The organism is Nocardioides sp. 31GB23 (genome assembly GCF_040012395.1).
GTDB classification, from domain to species: Bacteria; Actinomycetota; Actinomycetes; order Propionibacteriales; family Nocardioidaceae; genus Nocardioides; species Nocardioides salarius.
On sequence record NZ_JBDYKJ010000107.1, the window covers coordinates 1 to 11123 of the forward strand.

Here is an 11123-nt window from a genome sequence, read left to right on the forward strand (position 1 = left end):
TTTTTAATGCTACGGCGCCCACCGAGATGTACACAAGGCTATTCGTCGGCCGCGTCAGATGTGTTTAGAGACAGGCGCCTCGGCCTGTCCGTCGCCCCTCGCTGCTCGTCCCGCGTGACGCGCGTGCGGGTCTGCGCGCAGAACCGATTGACGTACGTCACACTCCGGCGTATGTTCGTCTGAAGAACGCATGTTCGTTCAGCGAACACTACGGAAGGATTGCTCGATGACGAGGACCAGGACCACGTGGGCCACGGGGATGCTGGCTGCGGCCGCGCTCGTGCTCTCGGCGTGCGGCGCAGGCGACGACGGCGGGACGACCGAGTCGGCCTCCGGGCTGGACCAGGTGACCGTGGGGATCATCCCGATCCTCGACGTCGCACCGATCTACCTGGGGCAGGACCAGGGCTTCTTCGAGGACGAGGGCATCGAGCTGACCCTGGAGAGCGGCCAGGGTGGCGCCGCCATCCTGCCCGGCGTGGAGTCGGGGCAGTTCCAGTTCGGCTTCTCGAACAACACCTCGCTGCTGGTGGCCAAGGACAAGGGCCTCGACGTGCGCATCGTCGCGGCCGGCAACAGCACCACCGGCGAGGTCGGAGCCGACTTCAGCGCCGTGGTCGCCCCCGAGGGCAGCGGCATCGAGGACGCGGCCGATCTCGAGGGCAAGCGCGTCGCGGTCAACACGCTCAACAACATCGGCAGCACCACGATCAACGACGCCGTCCGCGAGGCCGGTGGCGACCCCTCCAGCATCGACTACGTCGAGCTCGGCTTCCCCGACATGCCGGGCGCCCTGAGCGGCGGCCAGATCGACGCGGCCTGGGTCGTGGAGCCCTTCTTGTCGATCACCCAGGGCCAAGGCGCCGCCCCGGTGCTGTGGAACTTCGCCGAGGCCGACCCCGAGCTGATGGTGGCCAGCTACTTCACCTCCGGCAGCACCGCCGACGCCGACGCCGACCTGGTGGAGCGCTTCGCCTCGGCCATGGAGACCTCGCTGGAGTACGCCGAGCAGAACCCCGACGAGGTGCGTCGCATCGTGCAGACCTACACCTCGCTCGACGCCGAGGCGGCCGAGGGCGTCACGCTGCCCGCCTTCCCGACCGACGTCGACCAGGACTCCCTGCAGCGCCTGGCCGAGCTCGCGGTCGAGGACGGGGCCCTCAGCGAGGTCCCGGACATCGGGTCGATGCTGCCGTGACCCACACGGCCACCACGCGGACCGGCGGCCTGGGGGGTCGCCGGTCCGCGACGGACCTCGCCACCTCGAGCCCCGTGCTGGGCCTGGCCGGCGTGCTGGGCCTGGTCGGGCTGCTCGAGGCGCTGCCGCGCCTCGGGGTGGTCGACCGTCGCTTCTTCCCCCCGTTCTCCGAGATGGTCGCCGCGCTCGGTGAGCTCGTCGGCACCTCGGAGTTCTGGGAGGCGCTGGCCCAGACGCTGCGCGGCTGGGCCCTGGGTCTGGCCGTCGCGGCGGGCGCCGCCGTCGTGGTCGGCCTGGTCATCGGCTCGCAGCCGTGGCTGAGGGCCGTGACCGCGTCGACGGTGGAGTTCCTGCGCCCCATCCCCTCGGTGGCGCTGATCCCGCTGGCGGTGCTGCTCTACGGCACCCAGATGCAGGCCACGCTGATCCTGGTCGTCTACGCCGCCTTCTGGCAGATGCTGGTCCAGGTCCTCTACGGCGTCCAGGACGTCGACCCCGTCGCCCGCGACACCGCCCGCTCCTTCCGGTTCGGCACCCTGCGCCGGGTGCGCGCGGTGCTGTGGCCCACGGCGCTGCCCTACGTGATGACCGGCTTCCGGCTCGCCGCCGCGGTCGCGCTGGTGCTCGAGGTCACCGGCGAGCTGATCATCGGCTCGCCCGGCCTCGGCCGGCTGCTGGCCTCCGCACAGACCGCCGGTGCGGTCGACACGCTGTACGCGATCGTCCTGGTCACCGGGATGCTCGGGATCGTGGTCAACCTCGGTGCCCGCACGGTCGAGCGGCGCAGCCTGCGCTGGCACCCCTCGCAACGAAGGGACGTCCCCGCATGAGCCCCCTGTCCCTCCTGCGTCGAGCAGGCCTCGTGGCAGGCCTGCCGATCGTCCTGCTCGCGCTCTGGTGGGTGGCCACCGACTCCAGCACGAGCTTCTACTGGCCCCCGCTGCGCGAGATCCTCGGGACCTTCCCGGAGACCTGGCTCGAGGGCCGGCTGGGCAGCGACGTGCTGCCGAGCCTCGGGCGGCTGCTGGTCGGCTACGCCCTCGCCCTGGTGCTGGGGATCTCGATCGGCGTGCTGGCGGGCTCCTCGCGGACCTTCCGTGCCGTGGTCGAGCCGCCGCTGGAGTTCCTGCGCTCGATCCCGCCGCCGGTGCTGGTGCCGATCCTGATCCTGCTGGCCGGGGTGGGCAACACCATGAAGGTGCTGGTCATCGCGGCGGGCTGCGTGTGGCCGATCCTGCTGAACACGATCGAGGGCGTGCGCGGCATCGACCCGGTGCTGCGCGACGCCGCTGCCGCCTACCGGCTCGGCCCGCTGACCCGTGTGCGCCACCTCGTGCTGCGCGGCGCCAGCCCCCAGGTGGCCGCCGGGGCGCGCCAGGCGCTGTCCATCGGCCTGATCCTGATGGTGATCAGCGAGATGTTCGCGGCCAGCAACGGCCTCGGCTTCACCATCATCCAGTTCCAGCGCGGCTTCGCGATCCCGCAGATGTGGAGCGGCATCGTGCTGCTGGGCCTCGTCGGGGTCCTGCTGTCGCTGGTCTTCCGCGTCGTGGAGGGGCGGCTGCTCGCCTGGTACCACGGGCAGCGTGCCGCCGAGAGAAAGGGCTGAGCAGTGACGACCGTGACCCACCAGATGGAGGACCCAGTGACCCAGACAGGCCCCCAGGCAGGCCCTGGCACCACGAGCGAGACCGTGCTCGACGTACGTGGTCTCACCAAGACCTACGCGACCGGGGTGCAGGCCATCGGGGACCTCACGTTCTCGGTGCAGCGCGGCGAGTTCGTGTGCATCGTCGGTCCCTCGGGGGCCGGCAAGACCACGCTGCTGCGCTGCATCGGCGGACTCCTCGAGCCGTCCGGTGGTGAGGTCGAGCTGGCGGGCAAGCTGGTCACCGCGCCTCCTGCCGACATGGCGGTGGTCTTCCAGGAGTACGGGCGCAGCCTGTTCCCCTGGATGACGGTGGCGCAGAACGTGGAGCTGCCGCTGAAGGAGAAGGGGCTCGACAAGGCCCGCCGGCGCGAGCTGGTCCAGGAGTCGCTCGAGGCGGTGGGCCTGGCCGACATGACCGGCGCGCACCCCTGGCAGCTCTCCGGAGGCATGCAGCAGCGGGTGGCGATCGCGCGGGCCGTGGCCTACGAGCCGACGGTCCTGGTGATGGACGAGCCCTTCGCGGCCGTGGACGCCCAGACCCGGGCAGAGCTCGAGGACCTGGTGCGCGGCCTGTGGGCCCGGCTCGGGGTCACCGTGCTGTTCGTGACCCACGACATCGACGAGTCGGTCTACCTGGCCAACCGCGTCGTGGTGCTCAGCGGGCGCCCCACCGAGGTGCTCGGGACGGTGGAGGTCGACCTCCCCGCCGAGCGCGACCAGCTCGAGACCCGCTCCTCGGAGCGGTTCGGCGAGCTGCGGCACCGGGTCTACGGGCTGGTGCAGGACGCCAAGCGCGGCGTGCGACCGGGCGACGTGCGCTGATGCCCGCCCGGCCGGTCGCCGACACCGGCCGGGGCTCGTCAGGCCGACGTCATGGCGAGGTCGGCCTCGATGGCGTCGCGCGTGGCCCGCAGCGGCGGCAACAGGTCCTCGACGGTGTCCTCGACCGGCCCGCGGCTGGCGTGCGTGGAGACGTTGACGGCCGCCACCGGGCGGCCGTCGCGGCCGCGGATCGCCACGGCCAGCGAGCGCAGCCCGGTCTCCAGCTCCTGGTCGTTGAGGGCGTAGCCCTGCTCGGCCACCGCGGCGAGCGCCGAGCGGATGCGGGCGGGGTCGGTGAGCGTCCGGCTCGTGCGGGCGCTCAGGTCGGCGCCCGCCAGCACCCGTTCCTGCTCGGCCGGGTCGGAGCTGGCGAGGATGGCGCGTCCCATGGCCGTGACGTGGGCCGGGAAGCGGGTGCCGACGTGGATGCCCACCGTCATGATGCGGCGGGTCGCCACGCGGGCCACGTAGACGACGTCGGTGCCGTCGAGCACCGCCACCGAGCACGACTCGCCGACCAGCGACGAGAGGCTCTCGAGGTGCGGCTGGACCAGCTCGGGCAGCCGCAGCGAGGCCAGGTAGGCCCAGCCGAGCTCGAGCACCTGCGGGCGCAGCCGGAAGGACCGGCCGTCGCTGTCGACGTAGCCCACGCTGACCAGCGTGTGCAGGATGCGGCGGGCCGTGGCCCGCGAGGTCCCCGACCGACGGGCGACGTCGCTGAGCGTCATGGCGGGGTGGTCGACGTCGAAGGCGCGGATCACCGCCAGTCCGCGCACCAGGGCCTGGATGGGTTCCACGGGCGCGGTCGTCGAGGGGTCGCTCATGGCGGCCAGGGTAGGCCCTCCCCGGGCCTGGAACGGCGGACGCGCCCGAGGTATGTTCGCTTGGAGAACAATTGTGCGGAGAACGAACAAGGAGTGCGGGATGACCAGTAGCTACCTCTACACGACGGCGCGGACCCCGTTCGGCCGCTTCGGCGGCGCGCTGGCGGGTGCTCGTCCCGACGACCTCGCCGCGACCGCCCTGCGCGGCGCGCTCGCCAAGGCGCCGGACCTCGACCCCGCCGCGGTGGACGACGTCGCCTGGGGGTGCGCCAACCAGGCCGGCGAGGACAACCGCAACGTGGGCCGGATGGCGGTGCTGCTGGCCGGGCTGCCGACGTCGGTGCCGGCCACGACGATCAACCGGCTGTGCGGCTCCTCCCTCGACGCCGCCATGCAGGCCTCGCGCACCATCGAGACCGGTGACGCCGACGTCGTGGTCGCCGGTGGGGTGGAGTCGATGACCCGGGCGCCCTGGGTGCTGCCCAAGCCCGAGCGCACCTTCCCGGCCGGCAACGCCCAGCTGGTCTCGACGACGCTGGGCTGGCGCCTGGTCAACGAGCAGATGCCCGCCGAGTGGACCGTCTCGCTCGGCGAGGCCAACGAGCAGCTGCAGGAGCGCTTCGCCATCAGCCGCGAGCGCCAGGACGAGTTCGCCGCCCGCTCCCACCGCCTCGCCGCGCAGGCCTGGGCCGACGGGTCGTACGACGAGCTGGTGGTCGGCGTGGACGGCGTCGAGCTGGCCCGCGACGAGAGCATCCGCGACGGCTCCACCGCCGAGAAGCTGGCCGGCCTCAAGCCGTCCTTCCGCAGCGACGGCACCATCACCGCCGGCAACGCCAGCCCCCTCAACGACGGCGCCTCGGCGCTGCTGCTGGGCTCCGAGGCCGCCGCCGAGCGGATCGGGCTGGCGCCGATCGCCCGGATCGCCGGTCGCGGCGCCCACGCGCTGGACCCCCAGGATTTCGGCTTCGCGCCCGTCGAGGCCGCGAACACCGCGCTGGCGCGGGCCGGCATCGGCTGGGGCGACGTCGGGGCCGTCGAGCTCAACGAGGCCTTCGCGGTGCAGTCGCTGGCCTGCGTCGACGCGTGGTCGCAACAGGGGGGCGTGGACCCCGAGATCGTCAACGCCTGGGGCGGCGCCATCGCGATGGGACACCCGCTGGGCGCCTCCGGCGGCCGGGTGCTGGGCACCCTGGCCGCCCGTCTGCGCCACAGCGGCGAGCGCTGGGGCGTCGCCGCGATCTGCATCGGGGTCGGCCAGGGCCTGGCCGTCGTGCTCGAGAACGTCGCCGACACCGCGAGCGCCTCGTGACCGCGCGCCTGCTGACGTCGTACGACGACGCGGTCGCGGGCGTCGAGGACGGCGCGACCGTGCTCGTCGGCGGCTTCGGGATGGCCGGGATGCCGGTCGAGCTCATCGACGCGCTGATCCGCCAGGGCGCCGGTGACCTGACCGTGGTGTCCAACAACGCCGGCAACGGCGACACCGGCCTGGCCGCGCTGCTGGAGCGGGGGCGGGTGCGCAAGATGATCTGCTCCTTCCCCCGGCAGGCCGACTCGTGGGTCTTCGACCGGCTCTACCGTGCCGGCGAGGTCGAGCTCGAGGTGGTGCCCCAGGGCAACCTCGCCGAGCGGATGCGCGCCGCCGGGGCCGGGATCGGCGCGTTCTACAGCCCCACGGGGGTCGGCACCCCGCTGGCGGAGGGCAAGGAGACCCGCGAGATCGACGGGCGCACCTACGTCCTGGAGCACCCGATCCGCGGCGACCTGGCCCTGGTCAAGGCGCACCTGGCCGACGAGATGGGCAACCTCGTCTACCGCAGGACCGCCCGCAACTTCGGGCCGGTGATGGCCACCGCCGCGCGCACCGTGGCCGTCCAGGTCGACCGGGTCGTGCCCACCGGCGCGCTGGACCCCGAGGCCGTGGTCACCCCGAGCATCTACGTCGACCGCGTCGTGAGCGAGCAGACCGGCCAGGAGGCCACCGCATGAGCACCGCCACCGGGACCACCCGTCGTACGAAGGAGCAGATCGCCGCGGCGATCGCGCGCGACATCGCCGAGGCCCACCCCGAGGGTGCCTACGTCAACCTCGGCATCGGCCAGCCGACGCTGGTGGCCGACCACCTGCCGGCCGGCTCGGGGGTGGTGCTGCACACCGAGAACGGCATGCTCAACATGGGCCCGGCCGCGGCCGACGACGAGGTCGACCCCGACCTGACCAACGCCGGCAAGGTGCCGGTGACCGAGCTGCCGGGGGCGTCGTACTTCCACCAGGCCGACTCGTTCGCGATGATGCGCGGCGGCCACCTCGACGTGTGCGTGCTGGGCGCCTTCCAGGTCTCCGGGAGCGGCGACCTGGCCAACTGGCACACCGGTGCCCCCGACGCGATCCCGGCCGTGGGCGGGGCGATGGACCTGGCCATCGGGGCGAAGCGGGTCTGGGTGATGATGACGCTGCAGAGCAAGGACGGCTCGCCCAAGCTGGTGCCCGAGTGCACCTACCCGCTCACCGGCGTGGGCTGCATCGACCGGGTCTACACCGACCTGGGCACCTTCGAGATCACCGGCGCGGGGGTCCGGGTCCTCGAGCTGCACGGCGCCACGTCGCAGGAGGTCGCCGACCTGCTGGCCCCGCTGCGGCTCCTCGAGGCCTGAGCGGGGCTGCGGCCCGCTCAGGTGTTGTAGCGCAGCCAGGTCAGCAGGGCCACGACCCCGGCCACCAGCAGCACCAGCCCGATCACGGCCAGCGCGGCCCCGCCGAGTCGGCGGGGCTCCCCGTGCAACGGGTGGTTGGTGCTGGGCAGGTCCCTCTGCTCGTCGTCAGCCATGCTTCCTGGGTACCCGTCTCGGTGGCCTCCGACCCCACCCTTCCCGGTGGGGTCGGGCCGCCGGCGCGTGGCGCGGCCGGCTCAGGCCGTGTCGCCCTCCATGGCGACCACGAACTGCTTCTTCACCGAGCGCCACTGCTCGTCGTCCATCCCGCGTCGCCAGTAGGGCGAGCAGGACAGGTCGCCCTTGGCCAGGCCGCGGTCGCGCAGCAGGTGCGCCCGGATCTGGCGGATCTCCTCGGCCTCGCCGTGCACGAAGGCGTGCACCCGCCCCTCCGGCAGCTCGGCCGCCTCGACGGCGCCGACCAGGGGACGCGGCGACGCGGCGCTGCGATGCACCCACTGCAGGTCGAGCTGAGCGGGGCTCTCGAGGGCGATCTCGTGCTCGGGTCCGTCGACGACCAGCCGGACCACGGCGTGGTCGGTGGGGCGCAGGACCTCGAGCGACGCCGCGATCGCGGGCAGCGCGGACTCGTCGCCGACCAGCAGGTGCCAGTCGGCGTCGCTGCGGGGGCGGTAGTCGCCCCCGGGGCCGTTGAAGACCAGCACGTCACCGGCCTCCGCGCGGTCGGCCCACGGGCCGCCGTGCCCGGCGTCGCCGTGCACCACGAAGTCGAGCGTCATCTCGCGCCGCTCGGCGTCCCAGCGGCGCACGCTGTAGCGCCGGCGCAGCGGCCACTCCTCCTGGGGGTGGGTGTCGCGGACCTCCCGCGGGTCGAAGACCGGCCCGTACGTCGCTCCCGCGGGCGGGATGGCGGCGTTGATGTAGCTGTCGGTGCAGTCGGGCATCTCCAGCCCGTCGAGCCCGCTGCCGCCGAGGACGACGCGGACCATCGTGGGGGAGATCTGCTCGGTGCTCCGGACCTCGCCGTGCATGGGCTCTGCCCCTCTCTGTGGACGTGTGCGTCTAGTTAGGCAAGCCTAACTGCCGGGGACAACGGTCGTCGGGCCAGGGCCCGTCCGCCCCCCGCCGGGCGCCCGGCGCTCAGGACCAGTCGGCCGTCTGCTCGCGCAGCCGTGCGTAGGGCTCGCGCACCTGCGGTGTCGGCTCGGCGCTCAGCGTGCGGGTGCCGGTGGCCGGCCAGGCGGGCGGGGCGGGCGTGCCCGCCAGCGCCCAGGCCGCCTGCCGGGCCGCGCCCAGGGCGACGTACTCGCCCGGGTCGGGCAGCTCGACGTCGCGCCCCAGGACGGCCGGCAGGACCCGCTGCAGCGCCCGGCTGCGGGTCGCGCCCCCGACCAGCACGACACGCCCGGCGGGGCTGCCGGCGGGGCCGGTGCGCGAGGCCAGGGCGTCGACGGTGTCGGCGAGGCTGCAGGCCAGCGCCTCGAAGGCGGCCCGGGCGAGGTCGGCCCGGTCGGTGGTGGTGCTCAGGCCCGTCCAGGTGCCCACGGCGTGCGGACGGTCCGGTGTGCGCTCGCCGCCGTAGTAGGGCAGCAGGGTGGCTCCGTGGGAGCCGGGCGGGGCCGTGAGCGCCAGCGCCGCCAGCTCGTCGTGGTCGACGCCCAGCAGCCGGGCCTGCAGGTCGAGGATGCGGGCGGCGTTGAGGGTGACCGCCAGGGGCAGGAAGCCGCCCGTCGCGTCGGCGAAGCCGGTGACCAGCCCCGACCCGTCGAGCACCGGCTCGCTCACGCGCTCCGAGGCCACCCCCGAGGTGCCCACCGACAGGAGCACGTCGCCGGGGCCGAGGTCGAGCGCCAGGGCCGCCGCCATGTTGTCGCCCGTGCCGGCGCCCAGCACCTGGCCCGCGCTGGTCTCGGCGGCCGCATCGCCGGGAGCGGCGATGCGGGGCAGGGCCACCTCGCGGCCCAGGGCGCCCGCCGCCAGGTCGGGACGCCACTCGTCGTCGACGGTCGAGAAGTAGCCGGTGCCGGAGGCGTCGCCGCGGTCGGTGAAGGCGGGGGTGCCCGGCGCGGCCAGGTGCTGGGAGAGATGGTCGTGGGGCAGCAGCACCCGGTGCGTGCGCCGGGCGGCCTCGGGCTCGTGCTCGCGCAGCCAGCGCAGCTTGGTGACGGTGAACGAGGCCACCAGCACGCTGCCGACGAGCTCGGCGCAGGCCTGCGGGCCGCCCCACTCCTCGACGAGCTGCTGCGCGCTGGCCGCGGAGCGGGTGTCGTTCCACAGCAGGGCGGGGCGCACCGGGTCGCCCTGCTCGTCGAGCGCCACCATCCCGTGCTGCTGGCCCGCCACGGCGACGGCGCTCGCGCGGGGCAGCAGCGGGCCGGCCGCCTGCGTCAGCGCCTCGGTCCAGGCCCGAGGGTCGACCTCGGTGCCCTGGGGGTGCGGTGCCGAGCGCTGCTCGACGACGGTGCCGTCGGCGGCGTCGACCAGCACCGCCTTGGTCGACTGGGTCGAGGAGTCGATGCCGAGCACGAGGGTCATGGTGCTGGTCTAGTGCACCTCGGCCGTCGGGCTCAAGAGCGGCGGCTCAGGGCGCGGTGACGCTGCTCGCCGGGTCGATGAGGATCTTGGCGTGCCGCTCGGGGTCGCCCAGGGCGTCGAAGGCGGCCGCCACCCCGTCGAGCCCGACGGTGCCGGTGACCATGGGCGTGGCGTCGACCTCGCCCTCGGCCAGCTGGTGCAGCGCGTCGCGCAGCTCCAACGGGGTGTAGGCCAGCACGAAGCGCAGGTCGATCTCCTTGTTGATCGCCATCGTGGGCCGCAGCCGGTCCTCGCCCATGCAGACGCCGACGACCACCACGCGGGTGCCGATCGGGGCGGCGCTGACGACGCCCTCGATCATCCCGGGCACCCCGACGCACTCGAAGACCACCGGGCCGGTGATGTCGGCGGCGCCCAGCGCGTCGGCGGCGCGGTAGAGGTGCACCCACCCCGGGAGCCGGCGCAGGCGCCGCATCGAGTCGAGCGCGTGGTCGAGCACCTGCGGTGCCGAGCGCATCCACCCCGCCGCGGCAGCGACGTCGTACGCCGACTCCTCGGCGGGGTCGACGATCGCGTCGGCCCCGCAGGCCAGGGCCAGCTCGCGCCGCGCCGCGGAGTAGTCGGAGGCCACCACGCGCCGCACCCCGCGGGCCTTGAGCTGCAGCACCACCGCGAGCCCGACCGGCCCGCAGCCCAGCACGACCGCGACGTCCTTGCGGCCCACGTCGCTGCGGTTGACGGCGTGCAGCGCCACCGCCATCGGCTCGGTGAGCACCGCGGTCTCGGCGTCGAGGCCGTTGGGCACCTTGAGGCTGAGCGCGCCCTCGACGAGCACCCGCTCGGCGTACCCGCCCGGGGCTCGCGGCGAGAGGCCGGTCGGGTGCACGCCGGCGCTGTCGCGCACCAGCGGGAACGGCACCACCAGGTCGCCCTCGCGCAGCCCGCGCCCGGCGCCGCGGCCGCGCTCGAGCACCTCGCCGACGATCTCGTGGCCCGGCACGACGTGGTTGTCGCGGCGGATCGAGTGGGCGTAGCCCAGCTCGTCCATCACCTCCGCCAGCGCGTCGCCGTGGTCCCTGGCGTGCAGGTCGGAGCCGCAGATGCCGCAGCGGCGCACCCCCAGCACCAGCTGGCCACGGCCGGGTCGCGGGTCGGGCAGGTCGACGACCTCGAGACGCCCGCCGGAGCAGTCGACCGCCCTCACCGGCCGGTCCCTGCGGGGCGCTGGGTGGGGCGGGGCAGGTCGGCGGGGCTGTCTCGGCGGCTCACCCGCGCAGTATGTCGCCCCGCCCGAGCGCGTGCCGGCGCTCCCGCCCGGTCGTGGTCTGGGTCGTGGTCTGGGTCGTGGGGGGGGGGGGGGGGGGGGGGGGGGGGGGGGGGGGGGGGGGGGGGGGGGGGGGGGGGGGGGGGGGGGGGGG

General features: G+C 74.2%; 12 protein-coding genes. 7 read left to right on the forward strand and 5 right to left on the reverse strand.

Annotation, left to right across the window (positions count from 1 at the left end; genetic code table 11):
• The first annotated feature begins 226 nt into the window (after positions 1–226).
• The 4 genes from ABKW28_RS21865 (at position 227) to ABKW28_RS21880 (ending at position 3671) form a co-directional block, all read left to right on the forward strand.
• Positions 227–1198, forward strand: coding sequence for an ABC transporter substrate-binding protein (locus ABKW28_RS21865; protein WP_204797180.1), 972 nt, complete (start codon positions 227–229; stop codon positions 1196–1198).
• On the forward strand, positions 1195–2028 hold the full coding sequence (locus ABKW28_RS21870; RefSeq protein ID WP_204797179.1) for an ABC transporter permease: 834 nt from the start codon (positions 1195–1197) through the stop codon (positions 2026–2028). The genes ABKW28_RS21865 and ABKW28_RS21870 overlap by 4 nt, the downstream gene beginning before the upstream one ends.
• A complete protein-coding gene (locus tag ABKW28_RS21875) occupies positions 2025–2807 on the forward strand; it encodes an ABC transporter permease (RefSeq protein WP_193670004.1) in 783 nt (260 codons plus the stop codon). Before ABKW28_RS21870 ends, ABKW28_RS21875 begins: the two co-directional genes overlap by 4 nt.
• Positions 2808–2891: 84 nt before the next feature.
• Positions 2892–3671, forward strand: a complete 780-nt coding sequence (locus tag ABKW28_RS21880; RefSeq protein WP_307822877.1) for an ABC transporter ATP-binding protein — start codon at positions 2892–2894, stop codon at positions 3669–3671.
• Between the two features lie 38 nt (positions 3672–3709).
• On the opposite strand, the gene ABKW28_RS21885 is transcribed toward ABKW28_RS21880, so the two are convergent.
• On the reverse strand, positions 3710–4495 hold the full coding sequence (locus tag ABKW28_RS21885; RefSeq protein ID WP_348613272.1) for an IclR family transcriptional regulator C-terminal domain-containing protein: 786 nt from the start codon (positions 4493–4495) through the stop codon (positions 3710–3712).
• A gap of 100 nt (positions 4496–4595) precedes the next feature.
• Here ABKW28_RS21885 and ABKW28_RS21890 point away from each other — a divergent pair, with 100 nt between their 5' ends.
• From ABKW28_RS21890 to ABKW28_RS21900, 3 genes are read left to right on the forward strand one after another with little or no spacing between them, the layout of a single operon-like run.
• Complete coding sequence (locus ABKW28_RS21890) at positions 4596–5807, forward strand: thiolase family protein (RefSeq protein ID WP_348613274.1); 1212 nt, start codon at positions 4596–4598, stop codon at positions 5805–5807.
• A complete protein-coding gene (locus tag ABKW28_RS21895; RefSeq protein ID WP_193670001.1) occupies positions 5804–6487 on the forward strand; it encodes a 3-oxoacid CoA-transferase subunit A in 684 nt (227 codons plus the stop codon). The genes ABKW28_RS21890 and ABKW28_RS21895 overlap by 4 nt, the downstream gene beginning before the upstream one ends.
• Positions 6484–7152: a 3-oxoacid CoA-transferase subunit B gene (locus ABKW28_RS21900; RefSeq protein ID WP_193670000.1), complete on the forward strand. Its 669-nt coding sequence runs from the start codon at positions 6484–6486 to the stop codon at positions 7150–7152. The genes ABKW28_RS21895 and ABKW28_RS21900 overlap by 4 nt, the downstream gene beginning before the upstream one ends.
• A gap of 17 nt (positions 7153–7169) precedes the next feature.
• Here the strand turns inward: ABKW28_RS21900 and ABKW28_RS21905 are convergent, their stop codons facing one another.
• From ABKW28_RS21905 to ABKW28_RS21920, 4 genes are all read right to left on the reverse strand, one after another.
• On the reverse strand, positions 7170–7325 hold the full coding sequence (locus ABKW28_RS21905) for a hypothetical protein (protein WP_341231938.1): 156 nt from the start codon (positions 7323–7325) through the stop codon (positions 7170–7172).
• A gap of 81 nt (positions 7326–7406) precedes the next feature.
• Positions 7407–8201 (reverse strand): siderophore-interacting protein, encoded by a 795-nt coding sequence (locus tag ABKW28_RS21910; protein WP_193669998.1) that lies wholly within the window; start codon positions 8199–8201, stop codon positions 7407–7409.
• Positions 8202–8310: 109 nt separating this feature from the next.
• Positions 8311–9705 (reverse strand): FGGY family carbohydrate kinase, encoded by a 1395-nt coding sequence (locus tag ABKW28_RS21915; protein WP_348613276.1) that lies wholly within the window; start codon positions 9703–9705, stop codon positions 8311–8313.
• A 46-nt stretch (positions 9706–9751) separates the two neighbouring features.
• Positions 9752–10909, reverse strand: a complete 1158-nt coding sequence (locus tag ABKW28_RS21920) for a zinc-binding dehydrogenase (RefSeq protein WP_348613278.1) — start codon at positions 10907–10909, stop codon at positions 9752–9754.
• Positions 10910–11123 lie beyond the last annotated feature (214 nt).